We start from the raw sequence: 19,617 nt of genomic DNA on the forward strand, positions 1-19,617 counted from the left end.
TCAGCCATCGTAAGCGCTAACAACCAAGGCAGCGCCACGCCCTTTGCAATTGAACAGCCTGGGTTTTGGCAAGATTGCGGCAGCCCGAGAGCTGCCCCTAATCTTGCTTTACCTCAGCCATCATAACTGCGGAACAGCGCCCGGCCGCGCAGCAGGTGCACGCCCAGCCAGCCGCCGCACAGCGACAGCAGCAGCGCGCTGGCCAGCGGCAACGCCCACCACAGCACCGGCGTCGGCGTCCACGGGAAGTCGAACACCCGGCTCTGCAGCAGCCACAGCGCCGCCTCGGCGCCCACCGCCGCCGCGATGCCCGCCACCAGCCCCAGCAGGGCGAACTCGCACCACAGCGTGCGGCGCAGCAGCCGTTTGCCGGCGCCCAGCGTGCGATACACCACCAGCTCCTGGCGGCGCTGACGCATGCCGACCTGCACCTGTGCCAGCAGCAGCAGGCCGCCGCACAGCACCACCAGCACCACCATCACCTCCAGCGCGCGACTGACCTGCTGCAGCACGCCGCCGACCTGTTTCAGGATCGCGCCGATGTCCATCAGGCTGAGCGTCGGGAACTGGCGGTTGAGCTGGGTCAGCATCTGACCGTCGCCGTCGTAGCGGAAGCTGGTAAGCCAGGTCTGCGGCTGGCCGTCCAGCCCGCCCGGCGGGAAGATAAAGTAAAAGTTCGGCTTCAGGCTTTCCCAATCCACCTGGCGCAGGCTGGTGACCTTGGCGCTGAACGCCTGGGTATCGCCGCTGAATGTCAGCGTGTCGCCCAACTTGATCTTCAGCCGCCCGGCAATGCCTTCATCCATCGAAACCTCGCCGGTTTTCGGCGGCCAATTGCCCGCCACCAGCGGATTGTGATCCGGCAGATCGGCCAACCAGGTCAGGTTCAGCTCGCGGTTCACCGCCTCGCCGCCCGGATCGTCTTCATGCACCCGCTCGGTCGCCACCTGCTGGTTTATCTCGGTCAGGCGCACCCGGACGATCGGATAATAGGTTTCCGGCTTGATCTGGTGCTGCTGCAGGAAGGTTTTCACCTGCGGCACCTGCGCCTCGGTCATGTTGAGCAGGAAATAGTTCGGGCTGTCCGGCGGCAGCTGTTGCTGCCAGCGGTCGAGCAAATCGCCGCGCAGCACCAGCAACAGCGCCAGCAGCATAAACGACAGCGAGAACGCCGCCAGCTGGCTGATGGTCACCCACGGCTGATGCAGCAGGCGGTTGACCGCCAGCCGCAGCGCCAGGCTCTTGAGCGTGATGCGGCGCAGCAGCTGCAGGCTGCCCCAGCCGATGCCGCCCAGCAGCAGCGCCAGCACCGCCATGCCCGCCAAGATCGCCCACAGCAGCGTGCTGGCCCCCATCAGCGTCACCAGCAGCGCCACCACGATCGCCGCCGTCACCGGCAGGAAGTAGCGCAGCGGCCAGACGTTGGCCACTACGTCGCGGCGCAGCACCCGCAGCGGTTGGGTGGCCAGCAGCTGACGGTACGGCCGCAGCCCGACCAGCAGCGAAATCAGCACCAGCGCGCCGAGCGCCCACAGCCACGGCCAGGCGCCGGCGGCGGGCAATGCGGCCGGCAACACCGGCTTCAGCAGGCGAATCAACAGCGCTTCGAACGCCAGCCCGATCGCCCCGCCACACACCGCCGCCAGCGCCATCACCGCCAGCCACTGGCCGACGATCAGCTTACGCAGCGCGCCGCGCCCGGCGCCAAGGGTTTTCAGCACCGCGATCAGATCGTAGCGGCTGCGACAATAGTGGCTCATCGCCACCGCCACGGCGGCGATCGACAACAGCAGCGTCAGCAGGGCCGACAGCAGCAAGAACTGTTGGGATCGCTGCAGCGACTTGCCGAGCGCGCTGCCGGACTCCTGCAGCCCGAACCAGCGCTGATCCGGCGTCAACTGCGGCGTCAGCCGCTCCTCGTAACGCTGAATATCCGGCTCGGCGCCGGCGAACATGTAGCGGTAGGTCAGGCGACTGCCCGGCTGCACCGCGCCGGTCTTATCGACGTCCGCCAGGTTGATCATGATGCGCGGCGCGGTCTGGAACGGGTTGAAGCCGGCGTCCGGCTCCTGAATGATTTCACCGGCGATGCGCAGCGTGGTGTCGCCCACCTCGAGCGAATCCCCCACTTTCACGTTCAGCAGCGCCAGCAGACGCGGCGCCACCAGCACGCTGCCCGGTTCGGGCTTGATGTTGGCCGGGCGCGTTTCCAGCTTGCCATACAGCGGATAGGCCAGATCGGTGGCTTTCACGTCCGCCAGCTGCGGCCGGTCGCCGGCATAGGTCATGGTGGTGAACGACAGCTGGCGGCTCAGCGTCAGCCCCTGCTGCTGCGCGTCCAGCAGCCAGCCTTCCGGCACCGGATGCGCACTGCGCAGCACCCGATCGCCGGCGATAAAATCGCGGCTCTGCTGGCTGAGCCCTTTGTCCATGCGATCGCTGATGCTGCCCAGCGCCAGCACGCAGGCCACGGAGAGCGTCAACGCCAGCCAAACGATCAGCAGCGACGGCGAGCGCCATTCGCGCCAGAACCAGCGCCAGATCATGCTTCCTCCCACAGCTTGCCTTCGCGCAGCCGCAGCCGCCGCTGGCAGCGCGCCGCCAGGGTTTCGTCATGGGTCACCAGGATCAGGGTGGTGTCAAAATCGCGGTTGAGAGAGAACAACAGGTCGGCGATGCGATCGCCGGTCTGGCGATCGAGGTTGCCGGTCGGTTCATCGGCGAACAGCACCCGCGGCCGGCCGCTGAAGGCGCGCGCCAGCGCCACACGCTGCTGCTCGCCGCCGGACAGCTGCGCCGGCAGGTGATCGAGCCGTTTGCCCAATCCCAGCTGTTCCAGCAGCTGCACCGCCTGCTCGCGGCTCTGCCTGTCGCTCTCGCCGCGCAGCAGCGCCGGCAGTTGCACGTTTTCCAGCGCGTTCAGCGTCGGCACCAGCATGAACGACTGAAACACGAAGCCGACGTTCCTGGCGCGCAGCGCGGCGCGGCCTTCTTCGTCCAGCGCGGTCAGCGACTCGCCGAGCAGGCGCACCTCGCCCTCGCTGCCGTCATCCAGCCCGGCCAAAATGCCCAGCAGGGTCGATTTTCCCGATCCGGATTCGCCGATCAGGGCGATCGTCTGCGCGGGTTTGACAAGCAGCTCGACTCCGGTAAGGATGGTGAGCTGATGCTCACCCTGACCAACGTGTTTACTAAGATGATGAACTTCAAGAACGTTTTCCGCTGGCATCTTCCCTTCCTTTTGCTGTTGGGATTATTCAGTTTACGCGCTGTCGCCGCCGATACCTTGTTGATTTTGGGCGACAGTTTAAGCGCCGGCTACCGCCTGCCGATCGAGCGGGCCTGGCCGACGCTGTTGGCCGAACAGTGGCAGAAAAAACCGGGCGCGCCGCAGCTGGTCAACGCCAGCATCAGCGGCGACACCGCCGCACAGGGGCTGGCGCGTCTGCCCGCGCTGCTGAAACAGCATCAGCCACGCTGGGTGCTGATCGAGCTGGGCGCCAACGACGGCCTGCGCGGTTTCCCGGCGCCGGACATGCAGCGCGATCTCGGCCAGATCATCACGCGGGTGCAGCAGGCCGGCGCACAGCCGCTGCTGATGCAGATCCGCATCCCGCCGAACTACGGCCGCCGCTATACCGAAGCGTTCAGCGCCGTCTACCCGGCGCTGGCCAGGCAGTTCAACATTCCGCTGCTGCCGTTCTATATGGAACAGGTGGTGGTGAAGCCGGAATGGATGCAGGATGACGGATTGCACCCCAATGGGGACGCCCAGCCGTTTATCGCCACCTGGATGGCGGAGCGCCTGGAACCGCTAGTAAAACATGAGTCTAACTAAATTAGGGTCGTACACTAGGTAAAGTTATGCAAAAAGCAGTATTGATAACCGGCTGCTCCAGCGGAATTGGATTGATTGCGGCGCAGGATCTGCGCAACCGCGGCTACCGGGTGCTGGCCGCCTGCCGCAAGCCGCAGGACGTGGAAAACATGCGCCAGCTCGGGCTGGAAGGCATCGAGCTGGATCTGGACGACAGCGCCAGCGTCGAGCGCGCCGCCGCCGAGGTGATCGCGCTGACCGGCGGCCGCCTGTATGGCCTGTTCAACAACGGCGGCTTCGGCGTTTACGGCCCGCTCAGCGGCATCTCGCGCAGCCAGCTGGAGCGGCAGTTCGCCACCAACCTGTTCGGCACCCACCAGTTGACCCAGTTGCTGCTGCCGGCGATGTTGCCGCACGGCGAAGGGCGCATTATCCAGACCAGCTCGGTGATGGGCCTGGTCTCCAGCGCCGGGCGCGGCGCCTACGCCGCCAGCAAATTCGCGCTGGAAGCCTGGTCGGACGCGCTGCGCATGGAGCTGCACGGCAGCGGCATTCAGGTCAGCCTGATCGAACCGGGGCCGATTTCCACCCACTTTAGCCAGAACGTCAATCAGACGCAGAGCGACAAGCCGGTGCATAACCCCGGCATCGCCAAGCGCCTGACGCTGCCGCCGGAGGCCATTCTGCCCAAGCTGCGCCACGCGCTGGAAAGCCCGCGCGCCAAACTGCGCTACCCGGTGACCCTGCTGGCGCACGCGATGAGCGTGCTGCGCCGCATTCTACCGGGCCGCTGTCTGGATTGGCTGCTGCGCAGCAACGCTTAATTCGCCCGCCGGGGTTGAAGAATGGCGGCGCGCCCCCATCTACACCCCATGGCTCCGCACGATCAGAGAGAAAAAAGATGCTAGCTCAAGCTGTTGTTGATATTAACGAAACTAACCTGCACCAGACGCTGGAACAGTCGATGTCCATTCCGGTGCTGTTCTACTTCTGGTCCGAGCGCAGCCAACACTGCCTGCAGCTCACGCCGGTGCTCGACAAACTGGCGGCGGAATACGCCGGCCAGTTCATTCTGGCCAAGGTGGACTGCGACGCCGAACAGATGATCGCCTCCCAATTCGGGCTGCGCTCCATTCCGACCGTCTACCTGTTCAAAGACGGTCAGCCGGTCGACGGCTTCCAGGGCCCGCAGCCGGAAGAAGCGATCCGCGACTTGCTGCAGCGTTTCCTGCCGAAGGAAGAAGATCTGAAACTGGCGCAGGCGCAGGAACTGCTGGCCGCCGGCAACGCTGCCGAAGCGCTGCCGCTGCTGAAAGACGCCTGGCAGAGCAGCCAACAGCGCAGCGACATCGGCCTGACCCTGGCCGAAACTCAGATCGCGCTCAGCCGCAGCGAAGACGCCGAAGCGGTGCTGGCGACCATCCCGCTGCAGGATCGCGATACCCGCTATCAGGGCCTGGTGGCGCAGATTGAACTGCTGAAGCAGGCGGCGGACACGCCGGAAATCCAACAGCTGCAACAGCAGGTGCAGCAGCAGCCGGGCAACGTCGAGCTGGCGGTGCAGCTGGCGCTGCAGCTGCATCAGGTCGGGCGTAACGAAGAAGCGCTGGAACTGCTGATGGGGCATCTGAAGAAAGATCTGGCCGCCGCCAACGGCAACGCGCGCAAGACCCTGATGGACATTCTGGCCGCGCTCGGCACCGGCGACGCGCTGGCCGCTAAGTATCGCCGCCAGCTGTACTCCCTGCTGTACTGATATACCCTTCGTCTTTCCAGCCGCATCGTTGTTGGCTGCACGTTCGAACCCCAGTCACTTAGTTATCTAAGCTCCTGGGGTTTCTCACGTTTGCCGCCTAGACGCAACTGGAAATCCATTGGGTATATGTGTTGTCCCAAAGTAAATATTGAAGGGTATCCCCTAAATAGTTCGAGTTGCATCAAGGCGGCAAGTTTGTAAGTCCCCGGGAACTTACTCAAGTAAGCGACCGGGGCGCGCAAACGCAGCCAACACAGATGCAGCTTGAAATATGACGGGGATATCAGCGATAGACCCGCACCCCGCCCTCCACGCCCGCCGGGCTGAACAACACCTGCCACAGCTGAATGTTGCGCGAACGGAACGCGCCGGCGCAGGCGTTCAGGTAATAAGTGAACATGCGTTCGAAGCGCTCGGAATAGCCGCCGGCCAACTCTGGCCACGCCCGTTTGAAGTTCTCCAGCCAGGCCATCAGCGTGCGATCGTAATCGGCGCCAAAGTTGTGCCAATCCTCCATCACGAAACGCCCTTCGCTGGCCTCGGCGATATGCCGCACCGAAGGCAGGCAGCCGTTGGGGAAGATGTATTTGTCTATCCAGGCGTCGACGTTGAGATCGGTCTGATTGGAACCGATAGTGTGCAGCAGGAACAGGCCGTCGGGCTTCAGGTTGCGCGCCGCGACGCTGAAATAGGTCTCGTAGTTTTTCGGCCCGACGTGCTCGAACATGCCGACCGACACGATGCGATCGAACTGGCGATCCAGATCGCGGTAATCCTGCAGCAAGATCTCGACGTCCAGCCCGGCGCAGCGTGCCTGCGCCAGCTTCTGCTGCTCGGCCGAAATGGTCACGCCGTGCACCGAGACGCCGTAGTTTTGCGCCGCAAACTGCGCCAGCCCGCCCCAGCCGCAGCCGATATCCAGCAGCGTCATGCCCGGTTTCAGCTGCAGTTTCTCGCAGATCATCCGCAGCTTGGCCTGCTGCGCCTGCTCGAGCGTCTGCGCCTCTTTCCAGTAACCGCAGGAGTATTGCATGTAGGGATCGAGCATCGCCCGGAACAGGTCGTTGCCAATGTCGTAGTGCTCTTTGCCCACCTGCCAGGCGCGCTTGCGCGATTGGCGGTTGAACAGCCGGGCATAGGCGATGCGCGCGATGTCGCTCAGGCTTTTCGGCAGCCGCTCATCGACGCCGGCCTGCAGAATGCGGGTGAACAGCATATCCAGCCGTTCGCACTCCCACCAGCCGTCCATATAGCCTTCGCCGAAACCGAGCGAGCCTTCCTGCAAAATGCGTTTGAACAGCGCCGGGTTGTGCACCCGGATATCCCAGGCGCGCGGGCCGTTGATGGCGACGCCGGCTTCCGCCAACATCTCCTCCACAATGCGATACCAGCGATCCTTCTTCTGGGCGAGTTCATCAACACTGAGCGAATCCATAACAATCCTTGGCCGAAATGTCATTTCAAAAAGCATAGTCGCAAATAAAAATGACAAATTTTTGACGGTAAATACCGGGGTGTTTTTACTCTAGCCAAGGCGAGCAACATCATGAAATGAATAAAAATTATTGAAATCATGCCATTTAGGCATACTTATCCGCGCCAGCGCGGGCGCGGATAAACCGACGGCGGCTAAGGCAAAATAGAGGTGCCGGCCTGGCCCGCCAGCACCGCGTCGATATCCTGCAGGCCACCGATATGCGCCGTCCGCCCGGTGCGATCGACGAAGCGGCTGACCGCCATGATCTTCGGCCCCATGGCGCCGTCCGCCACCGCCATCGGCGCCAGCTCCTGCGTGGTGGCGCGCCGAATGGCGCGCTGGCGCGGCGTGCCCCACTCTTGGTACACCGCGTCGGCGTCGGTGAGGATCACCAGATGATCGGCTCCTACCTGCTCCGCCAACAGCGCCGCCGCCAGATCTTTGTCGATCACCGCTTCGCTGCCCGTCAGCCCACGCTCGCCGGCGATCATCGGGATGCCGCCGCCGCCGTTGCAGATCACGATGTGCCGCTGCGCCAGCAGCAGCGTGATCGCCTCGATGTCGAGGATCTTTTGCGGCGCCGGCGAAGGCACCACCCGGCGGATGTAGTTGCCGTCCGCCTTCAGCGTCCAGCCGTATTTGGCCTCCAGCGCCTGCCGCTGTTCCGGCGCATACACCGGCCCGATGAACTTGCTCGGCGCCTGGTAATCCGCATCCTGCGCATCCACCAGCACCCGCGTCAGCAGCGTGGACACCGGCTGCTGCGGATGGCTGGCGCTCAACTGCTGCGCCAGCATATAGCCGATCATGCCCTGGCTTTCGGCCACCAGAATATCCAGCGGATAGGGCGGCACGTCGCGGTACGCCAGGTTCTGCAACGCCAGCAGCCCCACCTGCGGCCCGTTGCCGTGCACGATGGCGATGCGGTATTTCTGCGCCAGCTTGCCGATGGCGTCGGCGATGAGGGCGATGCTCTTATACTGATTCTCCGCAGAGAGCACGGCTCCGCGCTGCAACAGGGCGTTGCCGCCCAACGCAATGACCAAGGTTTTCATGGTTTGCACCCGTAGTTGAAATCATACCGTCCCGGCCGGATCCGCGATCCGGCCCTCGTGTTCACACCGCGCGCCGCACAGTGCGTTAATCGTCGTCACCCCCAGCCACACGCCCAGCAGCGTGTCCGCTCCCGAAAAGTGCCCCAGGCTCAGCACCGCTTCCACCGCCGCCGATACCTCTTCAGGCGCCCGCAGCCCCAGCGCCAACGCCTGCAGCGGCGTGGCGAACACGCCCTGCTCGGCGTAACGCAGGTAGTGCGCGCTCACCAGCGTGGTCAGCGCGTCCAGCGGTGGCGTCTGGGCGAAAAACGGCGCCAGCCCGGCGACCTGAATGCGGCTGTCGAGGTGCGCGCTCAGCAGCAGGCCGAGCAAGGTGTCGTCGTTGCTCGGCGTCAGCCCCGGCCCCTTGCCCAGCGCCTGGCGCCAGTCGACCGTGCCGCCCCGCAGCCAACGGGAGAAATCCCGCACCAGCGCGGCCGGCTCCGGCGTTAACGGCCGCTTCACCAATCGGCCCAGCTCGCCGTGTAACCCGCACTGCGCCGTGCAGCGCTGCAATACCGCCGTCAGCGGCCGATCGGCAATGGCCGCGCGCGATGTCAGCGCCAGATCCCGCGCCGCGGCGGCGGGCCGCACCAGGAGCGCATCCAACGTGATGCCTGCGGCGGAGAAGGCGCAGCGTCGTACAGACGGCACCGCACGCCGCACGCGATCGAAATCCCGCGCGCTGAGCTGCCACCCCATCGGGCTCAGGCCGCTGCCGGCGCGGTGCAGCGTCAGCAGCCGCGCGCGTTCCGTCAGGAAATTGATCGCGTTGTTGAAGCTGCCGACGCAGCGCAGCGCGCCGTAGTCTTGCGTCGCATGGCGGCTGCCGGCCAACGCGATAATGTCCATACGCCCCTCCGTTCGCTTACGCCGTGATGCCGAGCTTATCGGCCAGCGCTTCGATCGCTTTCTCGAAGCAGCCGAGCGGCGCGCGCACCGTGCCGGCGCCAATTTGCCCGACCCCGGCTTCGCGGTGGGCGATGCCGGTGTTGATCAGTGGCGTGATGCCGGTTTCCACCACCCGGCGCGCATCCAGCCCCAGGCAGGCGCCCTGGAAGTCCCAGGTCGGGATCTGCAGCATCATGTTGCGCTCGAGGTAGATCTCCGCCATTTCCTCGGAGATGTCGGTGGCGGCGCTCATGCCGCCGGAAGCCCCGACGAAGCGCGTCACGCCCGGTGCCGCGACCATCGCCGCGCCGCCAATGCCGAAAGTTTCGGTGATCGCGCTGTCGCCGATGTCCGGGTTGGCGTCCGCCTGGCTGAAGCCGGAGAAGAACAGCCCTTCCGGCGTATTGACGGGGGCGGTGAACCAACGATCGCCCATCCCGCTGATCTTGATACCGAAGTTCTTGCCGTTGCGGGTCATTACCGTGACGATGGTGCCCTGCTCAATCTCCGCCCCGGCGTCCATCGCCGCCTTGCAGTAGGCCATCGCCAGATTGAGGAAGAACTGATCGGTGATGCTGAGGAACTGCATCACCTGCGCCAGCTCCGCCTTATCGCGCGGCAGCAGGCTAATCTCCGGCGCCAGCCTGCGCATCAGCAGCGCCGAGGCCGCGATATTGCGCTGGTGGAATTCGTCCCCCATGCTGATCGCCTGCGCCATCAGCGCGGTCAGATCGATCCCCTCCTCCAGCGTCGCCAGTACCGCTTTCAACACCGGGGCCAGCGAGTCGCGCATCCAGCGCAGGCGCTGCTGCACGTCCTCGCCGTAGGCGCCGAAGCGCATCACCTTGCCGATGCCTTCGTTCATGTTGCAGTAGGCGTAGTTGCCGTGAACGGTGTTCCTGACCACTACCATCGGCATGTGGGCCGAGGTGATGCCGCCCATCGGCCCCACCGCGCTCACGCTGTGGCACGGGATGAATTCGATTTCCCCCTGCTCCAGCAGCGCCAGCGCCTGCTGCTCATCCTGCGCCCAGCCTTCGAACAGGCAGGCGCCGATGCAGGCGCCGCGCACCGGGCCGCTCATCTCTTGCCAGGTGACCGGCGGGCCGGCGTGCAGCAGCTTGCGCCCTTCGGCCAGCTGCGGGATCAAACGGTGCGCCAGATCCACATCCTGCCAGTGCGGGCGCGCCTCGCGGATACGGGCGATAACGGCGGCGTTTGCTTGCTCAATCGTTGCGTACATAGCGGTTCCTTACTTTAATTTTTTCAAGATGTTGGCTAATCGTTGATCGCCACCGGCCACCGGCGCCCACTGGTAATGCACCACCGGAATGTCGCTGGTTTGCAGGTCATCGGCGAAGCTGCGCAGCCCGGCGTTGATCACCGCGACGCCGTCCAGCAAGGCCGGCCGTTCGCGTTCAGGTGCGGGTAAGACGGGGGTAATCAGCTGGTGCGCCAACGCGACCGCCGCCGGCAGCGACGGCATCACCGCGATGCCGGCCTCCTGCAGGGTGGCGATTTGCCGCGAGCGCTGCTGCGGATCCTGTTCGGTGCCGGTGACGGTGGCGATCGCCGCCAGCGGGTGGGCCGCGCCGCGCGCCGCGCGCACGTTGGCCACCTCGGCCGCCAGCGACGCCGCCGGATCGTCCTGAGCGCCGAAGCCGATCACCACGTCCAGCAGCAACACGCCGGTCTGCGGCTGCTGTGCCAGGCGGGCGATTTCTTGATTGCGGGCGGTCGGGTCAATCATCGGGTGCGGTCGCCCCTGGGTATAAAAGTCATCGCCCATGTCGATGATGCGATGGCCGTCGGCCATCAGCATGGCGCCGCGCGGGTGCTCGCTATCCACCGGCAGGGACAGTTTTTCCGCCAGCAGCATCGCGCATTCGGCCGCCAGCGTGCCGCCGGCGTACAGCCCGGCGATTTTGCCGCCGGGCACCGCGGGCTGTTGTGCCGCCTGTTGCTGCACGTAGCCCAGCACCGCCGCCAGCCGCGCCGCTTCATCCAGCGTGGCGGCGAACGTGATGTTGCCCTCCTGACGCACGGCGGACTGCGCGCCGAGGAACAGCGCCACTACCGGCTTACCGAGCGCTTTCATCTCGTCGATCACCCGCTGGCGCACCTCGGGCGCCGGCGGTTTGGACACGAACGCCAGCACCAGACTCTGCGGATCCGCCGCCAGCATGCGCAGCGCGCTGATGGCGCTGATGCCGCCGATCTCCGCCGTCAAATCCCGCCCGCCGAGGCCAATGGCGTGCGAGATGCCCTGGCCTGCCAGGGTAATTTGCGAAATCAGTTCCTGAATGCCGGTGCCGGAGGCGCCCACCACGCCGATAGATCCGGCGGGCGCCACATTGGCGAACGCCAGCGGCGCGCCGGCGATGCAGGCGGTGCCGCAGTCCGGCCCCATCACGATCAGCCCGCGTTCGCGCGCCTTGGTTTTCAGCGCCACTTCCTGCGCCACGCTGACGTTGTCGGAGAACATCATCACGTTGCAGCCGTCTTCCAGCGCGCTATCCGCCAGCTCCGCCGCGTATTCGCCGGCGATCGAGATCAGCGCCAGATTGGCGGCGGGCAGCTTCTGCCTGGCGGTGCGCCAGCTGCGCGCCCGCAGCAGTTTTTTGCCGCCCTGGCTGCCCTGCGCAATCGCCTTGAGCGCCGTCTCCAGCGCCGCGCCGATCTCCTCGGCGATCGTCTCGTCGGCGGGCTCCGCCTTGATCGCCACGCAAATATCGTTCGGCGTCGCTTCGCTAAACTGCGGGTGCCAGAAACCGGTCACCTCCAATAAGGATTTATTGGCCGGTGTCCCCATCATGACGGATATTTCCTCGACCTTGGGAGATTCACTGAGTTTGCGGGAGATCAACATCAGGCTGACGGAATCCTGAAAGCTCCCCTTTTTAATAAAAGCATGGATCATGGTGATATCCTTAAGACAGCATTTAATAATATCGGCAATATTCCCGCACCGGCGGCACGGCGACGCATTGAATTCAGCGAAAAGGTTAATTATCAAGCTACAAATTAAAATCGTGCCCCGAGGTGAGTACGGTCACACTTTATCCATTGTTAGAAAAAATAACTTAATCACCTGAATATTAGTTAATCCAGAAGGGAAAAAGCATTTATAAAAAAACTTCTAACAATGGCGATTTAATTCAACGAATTTTTAATCCAATCGGATAAAACGCATCTGGATCACATTATTCCCCCCCGGTATTTATACATTACAACGCAGAGGCGAATTAAATAAACCGTAGTGATAAAAGGACTGTATATGAAGGTCTCTAAACAACAATTACATCAGCTTATCCAGCAAAAAATTCACGCCGCCGGCCTGAGCCAGGAACACGCCGGCATCGTCGCCGACGTGCTGGTTCATGCCGATGCGCGCGGCATTCATTCTCACGGCGCGGTCAGGGTCGAATACTATTCCGAACGCATCAGCAAAGGCGGCACCAATAATCACCCGCATTTCACCTTTGAGAAAACCGGCCCCTGCAGCGCCATTTTCGACGGCGACAACGGCGCCGGGCATGTGGCGGCCAAGCTGAGCATGGATCGCGCCATTGAAATGGCGAAAGAGAACGGCGTGGCGGTGGTGGGCGTGCGCCGCATCGGCCACAGTGGAGCGCTGTCCTACTTCGTGCAGCAGGCGGCGCGCGCCGGCATGGTCGGCATTTCGCTGTGCCAGTCCGATCCGATGGTGGTGCCGTACGGCGGCGCCGAGGTCTACTACGGCACCAACCCCATCGCCTTCTCCGCGCCGGGCGAAGGCGACGAGCTGATTACCTTCGATATGGCCACCACCGTGCAGGCCTGGGGCAAAGTGCTGGACGCCCGCTCGCGCAACGCCGCCATCCCCGACACCTGGGCGGTGGACGCCGAGGGCAAGCACACCACCGATCCGTTCGCCGTCAGCGGGCTGCTGCCGATCGCCGGGCCGAAAGGCTACGGCCTGATGATGATGGTCGACGTGCTGTCGGGCATTTTGCTCGGCCTGCCGTTCGGCAAACACGTCAGCTCGATGTATCACGATCTCAGCGCCGGCCGGGAATTGGGGCAATTGCATATCGTCCTGAATCCGGGTTATTTCACCAACGAATCGGCGTTCCGTAAAAATATCAGCCAGGTCATGAAAGAGTTGAATGCCGTTAAGCCGGCGCCGGGTGTCAGCAAAGTGCTTTATCCAGGGCAGAACAGCCATGCGCGTGAAATGGAAAGCGAGAAAAACGGTATCGAAATCGTCGACGATATTTATCAATACTTAATTTCAAATGCTATTTACCAGCGTTCTTACGACCATAAAGATCCCTTCGCCAGTTAACGCACTCTATTATCGTGGGCTTTTTACGCCGCGGCTCGCGGTTGATATGTCTGAGCCGGGGAGAAAAAAGAAAACCTTCATCAGCGCGCTCAGCGCAATAGGTCGGCCGGCGGCGAATAGCCTCCGCCCTGGCCGCATCGCCGCTGAGACACAACATGCGGGCAGGTAAACATGAAAGACTTCCAACAAGAAATCCGTGATATTTCCGGCTGGTTATCGAAAATCGGCGCCGACCCCAGCGGCGGCATGACGCGTCTGCTTTATACCCCGGAATGGATCGAAGCGCAGCACGCGCTGAAAACCACCTTCGAGGCCGCCGGGCTGAGCACCCATTTTGATGCGGTCGGCAACCTGTTCGGCCGACTGGAGGGCAGCAAATACCCCGACCAGGTGATTCTCTCCGGTTCGCACATCGACACGGTGGTCAACGGCGGCAACCTCGACGGCCAGTTCGGTATCGAAGCCGCCTTCATGGCGATCAAACACCTCAAGGACACCTACGGCCCGCCGCTGCGCAGCCTGGAAGTCATCGCGCTGGCGGAAGAAGAAGGCAGCCGCTTCCCTTATGTGTTCTGGGGCAGCAAGAACATCGTCGGCCTGGCCCGGCGGGAAGACGTGCAGCACATTACGGACGCCAAGGGCGTCGGCTTCGTCAACGCCATGCACGACGCCGGTTTCGATTTCCCTCCGCCGCATCAGCCGCTGCGCAGCGACATCGCGGCCTTCGTCGAGATCCATATCGAACAGGGCAAGGTGCTGGAAACCGAAGGCAAAACCATCGGCGTGGTGACCAGCATCGTCGGCCAACGGCGTTATGACGTGCGGCTGCAGGGCGAAGCCAACCACGCCGGCACCACCCCGATGAGCTACCGCCGGGATACCGTGCACGCCTTCAGCCGCATCTGCTGCGAATCGATCGCCAAGGCGCGCGCCGAGGGCGACCCGCTGGTGCTGACCTTCGGCAAGGTGGAGCCGAAGCCGAACACCGTCAACGTGGTGCCGGGCTTCACCCACTTCACCCTCGACTGCCGCCACACCGATCAGGCCGCGCTGCTGCGCTTCACGCAGGAGATCGAGCAGGATATCCAGCGCATCTGCGCCGAGATGGGCATCGAGGCCGAGATCGATCTGTGGATGGACGAAGCGCCGATCCCGATGAACGAACAGCTGGTGGCCTGCGTCAGCCGCCTGTGCGAAACGCAGCGGCTGAATTACCGCATGATGCACAGCGGCGCCGGACACGACTCGCAAATCTTCGCCCCGCGCGTGCCGACGGTGATGATGTTCGTGCCGAGCATCGCCGGCATCAGCCATAACCCGGCGGAAAAAACCGCCGTCGCCGATTTGAACGAAGGGGTGAAAATCCTGGCGCAGACGCTGTATCAGCTGGCCTACACCGAACAGGGGGCCGAGGCATGAGCAACGACATCGACCCGCGCTACTGGAAAAAGATCGTCGTCGTGCTCTGTCTGGGCTGGGCGGTGATCTGGATCTATCGCACCGTCCTGACGCCGATCTTCCCCGAGATCCAACAAACCATCGGCGCGCACTCCAATGCGGAAATGGGGCTGATCGCCAGCTTCTACTTCTTCGCCTACACCGGGATGCAGATCCCGGCGGGCATCCTGGTGGACAAATTCGGCAAGAAGGTGGTGCTGATCCCGGGCTTCTGCCTGTTCATCATCGCCACGCTGCTGATCGGCAACGCCACCAGCCTGACCATGGTCTATGCCGGCAGCCTGCTGGCGGGCATGGGCTGCGGCTCTTATTACGGCTCGGCCTACTCCCTGTCGTCGGAGAATATCCCGCTGGAACGCCGTGGCCTGGCAACCGCGGTGATCAACAGCGGCTCGGCGCTCGGCATGGCCATCGGCCTGATCGCCTCCAGCCTGCTGGTGAAAAGCTTCAACATGAACTGGCAGATCATGCTGTTCATCATCACCGGCCTGCTGGTAGTGATGACGCTGGTGTTCGCCGTGGTCATCAAAGGCTCGCAGCCTCACGCCGCGGCGGCCGTCAGCCAGACCGTTGCGCCGACGGCTGCCGAGCCCGAGGAGGACGGCCAGCCCAGCGGCCTGTTCAGCCTGCGCATGATCTCCGCCTACGCGATGTACTTCGCCACCTGCTACGGCTACTACATGATAGTCACCTGGCTGCCCTCGTTCCTGCAGCAAGAGCGCGGCTTTGAAGGGGTGGCCATCGGCTTCTCCTCCGCCCTGGTGGCGTTCGCCTCGGTGCCGGGCGCGCTGTTCTTCAGCCGCATGTCCGACCGTTTCCGCAACAAGAAGGTGCAGCTGATCATTTTCCTCGAGCTGTGCGCGGCGGTGATGCTGGTTTGCACCGTCATTTCGCCGGACTCCACCATGCTGCTGATCAGCCTGATCCTGTACGGGTTGCTGGGCAAGCTGGCGGTCGATCCGATCATGATCTCCTTCGTCGCCGACAACGCGCCGAAGAAAGGCTATGGCACCAGCTTCGGCGTGTTCAACTTCTTCGGCATGTCCTCGTCGGTGATCGCCCCCTTCCTGACCGGCGTGATCTCCGACAGCACCGGCTCCAAGGTGATGGGCTTTTACATCTCCGCCGCCATCCTGCTGGTGGGCACCGCCATTTTCTTCACCGTCAACGTCTTGATGAAACGCACTACGCCAACCCGAACGGCCACCGAGGCCTGACGGCGCTTTTTTACCGGGCGCCGCCGCGGCGCCCTTTCAACGATCAGGAGAATCAACGTGGGTTACTTCAACAATCAAACCGGATATCCAACCGACATTCTGTCAACGCGCGCCATCATCAAACGCGGCAACTATGCGCTGATCCCGCCGAACGGCCTGGTGCGCAACGTCATTCCCGGTTTTGAAAACTGCGACGTCACCATCTTGTCGACGCCGAAACTGGGCGCCACCTTCGTCGATTATCTGGTAACGCTGCACGACTGCGGCCGCAACACCAAAGGCTTTGGCGGTGAAGAGATCGAAACCTTCGTGTACGTCATCGATGGCGCCATCACCGCTTCCGCCGACGCCACCGACTACCCGCTGACCGCCGGAGGCTACCTTTACTGCCCGGCGGGCGTCACCCTGCGGCTGGAAAACGCCAACGGCGGCCAATCCAGCCGCCTGTTCCTCTACAAGCGCCGCTACCAGCGCATCAAGGGTTACGAGGCGCACGTGGTCAGCAACAACGTCGCCAACCTGGAAAAGATCCACTACGAAGGCATGAGCGAGGTGATCCTGCAGGATCTGCTGCCGAAAGATCTGGGCTTCGACATGAATATGCACATCCTCTCCTTCGCCCCCGGTGCCAGCCACGGCTACATCGAGACCCACGTGCAGGAGCATGGCGCCTACATTCTCAGCGGCGCCGGCGTGTACAACCTGGACAATGAATGGATGCCGGTGAAGCAAGGCGACTACATCTTCATGGGCGCCTATGTGCAGCAGGCGGGCTATGCGGTGGGCCAGGAAACCTTCAGCTACATCTACTCCAAGGACTGCAACCGCGACGTCGAGCCGTAAGCGCTTCGCCGCCAAAACCAAGGCCACCTGCTCGCGCAGCGTGGCCTTCTTTTTATCCCAATCGCCGGCCGATGCGCATCGCGCGGGCGACGTTGGCGGCGCTGCGCTGCAGGTTGAGCTCCCCTTGCGACAGCGCGGCCTCCAGCGCACTCAGGCGCGGCAGAATGCTGAACATCGCGTCTATTCCCTGCGCGTGCAGCGCCTCCGCCCCTTCCTCCACCACGCCGGCCAGCGCGATGACCGGCAGGCCGCGCGCCCACGCCAGACGGGCGACGCCGGACAGCGCCTTGCCACCCAGCGTTTGGCTGTCGATGCGCCCTTCGCCGGTGATCAGCAGATCGGCCTCCGCCAGCGCCTGCTCCAGGCCCAGCGCCGCCATCACGATCTCGATACCCGGCTTCAGCGTTGCGCCGAGAAACACCTGGCAGGCGATCCCCATGCCACCCGCCGCCCCGCCGCCGGCTTCGTGCCGCACGTCACGCCCGGTGCTCTGGCGGATCACCTCAGCATACTGCGTCAGGCCCTGTTCCAGCTGCGCCACCATCGCCGCCGTCGCACCCTTCTGCGGCCCGAACACCGCCGCCGCGCCGCGCGGCCCCACCAGCGGATTGTCTACGTCGCAGGCGACCTCGATCCGGCACTGCCGCAGGCGTGCGTCCAGCGCGGAGAGATCGACGCCGCTCAGCGCCGTCAGCTCGCCGCCGCCCCACGGCAGCGCCTTGCCGTCCGGGCGGTAGAAGCGCCCGCCCAGCGCCTGCACCATGCCGACGCCGCCATCCACCGTGGCGCTGCCGCCGATGCCGAGGATCAGGTGGCGAATGCCCTGATCCAACGCATGCCGGATCAGTTCACCGGTGCCGTAGCTGGTCGCCAGCAGCGGGTTACGGCGCGCCGCCGGCGTCAGCATCAATCCGCTGGCCGCCGCCATTTCGATCACCGCCGTCTTGCCGTCGCCGCTGATGCCGTAAAACGCCGCCACCCGTTCCCCCAGCGGCCCCGTCGCCGATACCGTCACCTTGCGCCCGCCGGTGGCGGCCACCAGCGCGTCCACCGTGCCTTCGCCGCCGTCGGCGATCGGCAGGCAGACGCACTCGGCATCGGGATAAACCTCGTGGAAGCCGCGCGCGATCGCCCGCGCCGCCCGTTCTGCGCTGACGCTTTCTTTAAATGAATCCGGTGCAATAACAATTTTCATGCTGCCTCCTTTATTCGAGACGAAATAAAAATGGCCATGCCTTCCCCCGCTGAAATAATCAGATGAGAAATGCATGGCGAAATAAAATAAAACTGTTGCCGACTATTTAATGAAGATGAAGGGAAGCGTTATTTATTGACCCATTTCGCCGGCACGCTGTAGGTTAATATCGCCCCCAGTATCATCATCGTCGACAAGACGCACATCGCCGCCAAATTGCTGTGGGTCAGCTGTTTGAAATAGCCGATGATATAAGGCGAAATAAAACCGCCGATGTTGGCGATGGAATTGATGAGCGCAATGCCCGCCGCGGCGCAGGTGCCGGTAAAGATGGCGTTCGGCAGGCTCCAGAACAGCGGCGAGGGCACCAGGCTCGACGCCACCGCCACGCACAGCGCCGCCATCACCACGTGCTTGTTGTCCGGGAACAGGCCGATGAAGATCAGCGACACCGCGGCGATGCAGAACGGCACGATGATGTGCCAGCGCCGCTCGCGATGCTTGTCCGAACTGCGCGCGGCCACCAGCATCGCCACCACCGCCAGCATGTACGGCAGCATGGTCAGCAGGCCGATATCCATCACCGAGGTCACGCCGGTGTCGCGAATGATGGTCGGCACCCAAAACGCCAGCCCGCCCTGGCCCATCACGGTGCAGAAGCAAATCAGCCACATTTTGGTGAACGCGGACGATCTCAGCATGCTTTTCATCGTCCACTCCTGCCCGCCGGCGGCGCCCTGGCGCGGCGCGCTCTGCGCCATATCCTCTTTGATCAGCGCCTTCTCCTGCGGGCTGAGCCACTTGGCGCTCTGATAGGTGTTATCCAGGAAACAGAAGATAACGATGGCGATCAGCAGCGCGCGCGGGCCGCTGATAAAGAACAGCCACTGCCAGCCGGAGAGATTCATCAGGCCGTTCATGTGCTCGATGATCCACCCGCACAGCGGGCCGCCGATGATGTTGCTGACCGGGATGCCGCACACGAACAGCGCGGTCATCTTGGCGCGTTGGCTGGACGGGAACCACAGCGTCAGATAGAGGATCACGCCGGGGTAGAAGCCGGCCTCCGCCAGCCCCAGCAGGAAACGCGCCAGGTAGAATTGCCAGGGGTTGGTGATAAAGATGCTCAGCATCGAAATCGCCCCCCACACCACCATCAGCAGCGCGATGATCTTTCTGGCGCCGTAGCGGCTCAGCAGAATATTACTGGGTACCCCGGCGATGATATAGCCGATGAAAAACACCCCGGCGCCCAGCCCGTAAACGGCTTCGGCCATCGAGACATTGCCGTTCAGAATATCGGGCATCATTTGAAATTTCGAGAACGAAATGCCAACCCGATCGAGATAACCGACGATATAGCTCACTAATAAAATGGGCATAATGCGCCAGGCGATTTTTCGATATAAACGGTTTTTGTCAGGGGCGGTAAGAATATCTTTATCAATAACAGCATTATCGGTTGCCATATTCAGTGTCTCCTCGGTTGGCATCCTGCTTTTTACTTTTTATTGTGCTGAATCATTTTTTATTGGATTGGCG

The 19,617-nt window shown here is 63.2% G+C and carries 16 protein-coding genes; 7 read left to right on the forward strand and 9 right to left on the reverse strand.

All coding sequences use genetic code 11. From position 1 onward, the window contains the following. Positions 1-113: 113 nt before the first annotated feature. Both ybbP and ybbA read right to left on the reverse strand, forming a co-directional pair. Positions 114-2,546, reverse strand: a complete 2,433-nt coding sequence (gene ybbP / locus ACJ8HN_RS12285) for a putative ABC transporter permease subunit YbbP (RefSeq protein WP_442523468.1) — start codon at positions 2,544-2,546, stop codon at positions 114-116. Beyond that, complete coding sequence (gene ybbA / locus ACJ8HN_RS12290) at positions 2,543-3,229, reverse strand: putative ABC transporter ATP-binding protein YbbA (protein WP_004940192.1); 687 nt, start codon at positions 3,227-3,229, stop codon at positions 2,543-2,545. The genes ybbP and ybbA overlap by 4 nt, the downstream gene beginning before the upstream one ends. Between ybbA and tesA the strand changes: the two genes are divergently transcribed. The 3 genes from tesA (at position 3,200) to ACJ8HN_RS12305 (ending at position 5,573) form a co-directional block, all read left to right on the forward strand. Next, positions 3,200-3,838 carry a multifunctional acyl-CoA thioesterase I/protease I/lysophospholipase L1 gene (gene tesA, locus ACJ8HN_RS12295; protein ID WP_160866764.1) on the forward strand — a complete coding sequence of 213 codons (639 nt, stop codon included), beginning with the start codon at positions 3,200-3,202 and terminating at the stop codon, positions 3,836-3,838. The genes ybbA and tesA overlap by 30 nt on opposite strands. A gap of 26 nt (positions 3,839-3,864) precedes the next feature. Then, positions 3,865-4,641 carry an SDR family oxidoreductase gene (locus ACJ8HN_RS12300; protein ID WP_033637386.1) on the forward strand — a complete coding sequence of 259 codons (777 nt, stop codon included), beginning with the start codon at positions 3,865-3,867 and terminating at the stop codon, positions 4,639-4,641. 77 nt (positions 4,642-4,718) lie between these two features. Continuing rightward, the gene (locus tag ACJ8HN_RS12305; RefSeq protein ID WP_033647233.1) at positions 4,719-5,573 is read left to right on the forward strand and encodes a co-chaperone YbbN; all 855 of its coding nucleotides are present in this window, start codon (positions 4,719-4,721) and stop codon (positions 5,571-5,573) included. Between the two features lie 283 nt (positions 5,574-5,856). Here ACJ8HN_RS12305 and cfa read toward each other — a convergent pair whose 3' ends face one another. The 5 genes from cfa to ACJ8HN_RS12330 all read right to left on the reverse strand — a co-directional run bounded on the left by cfa (position 5,857) and on the right by ACJ8HN_RS12330 (position 11,955). Next, positions 5,857-7,008 carry a cyclopropane fatty acyl phospholipid synthase gene (cfa, locus tag ACJ8HN_RS12310; RefSeq protein ID WP_033637384.1) on the reverse strand — a complete coding sequence of 384 codons (1,152 nt, stop codon included), beginning with the start codon at positions 7,006-7,008 and terminating at the stop codon, positions 5,857-5,859. A 194-nt stretch (positions 7,009-7,202) separates the two neighbouring features. Continuing rightward, complete coding sequence (locus tag ACJ8HN_RS12315; RefSeq protein ID WP_442523470.1) at positions 7,203-8,105, reverse strand: carbamate kinase; 903 nt, start codon at positions 8,103-8,105, stop codon at positions 7,203-7,205. A gap of 21 nt (positions 8,106-8,126) precedes the next feature. Then, complete coding sequence (locus tag ACJ8HN_RS12320) at positions 8,127-8,996, reverse strand: DUF2877 domain-containing protein (RefSeq protein ID WP_442523471.1); 870 nt, start codon at positions 8,994-8,996, stop codon at positions 8,127-8,129. 16 nt (positions 8,997-9,012) lie between these two features. Further along, complete coding sequence (locus ACJ8HN_RS12325) at positions 9,013-10,278, reverse strand: DUF1116 domain-containing protein (protein ID WP_015376903.1); 1,266 nt, start codon at positions 10,276-10,278, stop codon at positions 9,013-9,015. Positions 10,279-10,287: 9 nt separating this feature from the next. Further along, entirely contained in the window at positions 10,288-11,955 is a 1,668-nt protein-coding gene (locus ACJ8HN_RS12330) for an acyl-CoA synthetase FdrA (RefSeq protein ID WP_049195558.1), read from the reverse strand. Between the two features lie 357 nt (positions 11,956-12,312). On the opposite strand from ACJ8HN_RS12330, the gene allD reads away from it, so the two are divergent. The 4 genes from allD (at position 12,313) to allE (ending at position 16,880) form a co-directional block, all read left to right on the forward strand. Further along, a complete protein-coding gene (gene allD / locus ACJ8HN_RS12335) occupies positions 12,313-13,362 on the forward strand; it encodes an ureidoglycolate dehydrogenase (RefSeq protein ID WP_015376901.1) in 1,050 nt (349 codons plus the stop codon). A 171-nt stretch (positions 13,363-13,533) separates the two neighbouring features. Beyond that, positions 13,534-14,781: an allantoate deiminase gene (allC, locus tag ACJ8HN_RS12340; RefSeq protein WP_033653226.1), complete on the forward strand. Its 1,248-nt coding sequence runs from the start codon at positions 13,534-13,536 to the stop codon at positions 14,779-14,781. Next, entirely contained in the window at positions 14,778-16,037 is a 1,260-nt protein-coding gene (locus ACJ8HN_RS12345; protein WP_047568949.1) for an MFS transporter, read from the forward strand. The genes allC and ACJ8HN_RS12345 overlap by 4 nt, the downstream gene beginning before the upstream one ends. A gap of 57 nt (positions 16,038-16,094) precedes the next feature. Further along, on the forward strand, positions 16,095-16,880 hold the full coding sequence (gene allE / locus ACJ8HN_RS12350) for a (S)-ureidoglycine aminohydrolase (RefSeq protein WP_033637377.1): 786 nt from the start codon (positions 16,095-16,097) through the stop codon (positions 16,878-16,880). A 52-nt stretch (positions 16,881-16,932) separates the two neighbouring features. Here the strand turns inward: allE and ACJ8HN_RS12355 are convergent, their stop codons facing one another. Next, positions 16,933-18,075 carry a glycerate kinase gene (locus ACJ8HN_RS12355; RefSeq protein WP_049195557.1) on the reverse strand — a complete coding sequence of 381 codons (1,143 nt, stop codon included), beginning with the start codon at positions 18,073-18,075 and terminating at the stop codon, positions 16,933-16,935. A gap of 128 nt (positions 18,076-18,203) precedes the next feature. Next, complete coding sequence (locus tag ACJ8HN_RS12360) at positions 18,204-19,457, reverse strand: MFS transporter (protein ID WP_223307168.1); 1,254 nt, start codon at positions 19,455-19,457, stop codon at positions 18,204-18,206. Between the last annotated feature and the right edge of the window lie 160 nt (positions 19,458-19,617).

The sequence above is a fragment of the Serratia sp. CY29653 genome (genome assembly GCF_052169255.1).
GTDB classification, from domain to species: domain Bacteria; phylum Pseudomonadota; class Gammaproteobacteria; order Enterobacterales; family Enterobacteriaceae; genus Serratia; species Serratia sarumanii.

Bases quoted from the DNA above. Each gene is read 5' to 3' on its own strand.
- ACJ8HN_RS12360 (WP_223307168.1), bottom strand. From the start codon at position 19,457: ATGCCCATTTTATTAGTGAGCTATATCGTCGGTTATCTCGATCGGGTT.
- ACJ8HN_RS12345 (WP_047568949.1), top strand. From the start codon at position 14,778: ATGAGCAACGACATCGACCCGCGCTACTGGAAAAAGATCGTCGTCGTG.
- tesA (WP_160866764.1), top strand. From the start codon at position 3,200: ATGAACTTCAAGAACGTTTTCCGCTGGCATCTTCCCTTCCTTTTGCTG.
- allD (WP_015376901.1), top strand. From the start codon at position 12,313: ATGAAGGTCTCTAAACAACAATTACATCAGCTTATCCAGCAAAAAATT.
- ACJ8HN_RS12330 (WP_049195558.1), bottom strand. From the start codon at position 11,955: ATGATCCATGCTTTTATTAAAAAGGGGAGCTTTCAGGATTCCGTCAGC.
- ybbA (WP_004940192.1), bottom strand. From the start codon at position 3,229: ATGCCAGCGGAAAACGTTCTTGAAGTTCATCATCTTAGTAAACACGTT.
- ACJ8HN_RS12320 (WP_442523471.1), bottom strand. From the start codon at position 8,996: ATGGACATTATCGCGTTGGCCGGCAGCCGCCATGCGACGCAAGACTAC.
- ACJ8HN_RS12315 (WP_442523470.1), bottom strand. From the start codon at position 8,105: ATGAAAACCTTGGTCATTGCGTTGGGCGGCAACGCCCTGTTGCAGCGC.
- ACJ8HN_RS12355 (WP_049195557.1), bottom strand. From the start codon at position 18,075: ATGAAAATTGTTATTGCACCGGATTCATTTAAAGAAAGCGTCAGCGCA.
- ACJ8HN_RS12305 (WP_033647233.1), top strand. From the start codon at position 4,719: ATGCTAGCTCAAGCTGTTGTTGATATTAACGAAACTAACCTGCACCAG.
- cfa (WP_033637384.1), bottom strand. From the start codon at position 7,008: ATGGATTCGCTCAGTGTTGATGAACTCGCCCAGAAGAAGGATCGCTGG.
- ACJ8HN_RS12300 (WP_033637386.1), top strand. From the start codon at position 3,865: ATGCAAAAAGCAGTATTGATAACCGGCTGCTCCAGCGGAATTGGATTG.
- ACJ8HN_RS12325 (WP_015376903.1), bottom strand. From the start codon at position 10,278: ATGTACGCAACGATTGAGCAAGCAAACGCCGCCGTTATCGCCCGTATC.
- ybbP (WP_442523468.1), bottom strand. From the start codon at position 2,546: ATGATCTGGCGCTGGTTCTGGCGCGAATGGCGCTCGCCGTCGCTGCTG.
- allC (WP_033653226.1), top strand. From the start codon at position 13,534: ATGAAAGACTTCCAACAAGAAATCCGTGATATTTCCGGCTGGTTATCG.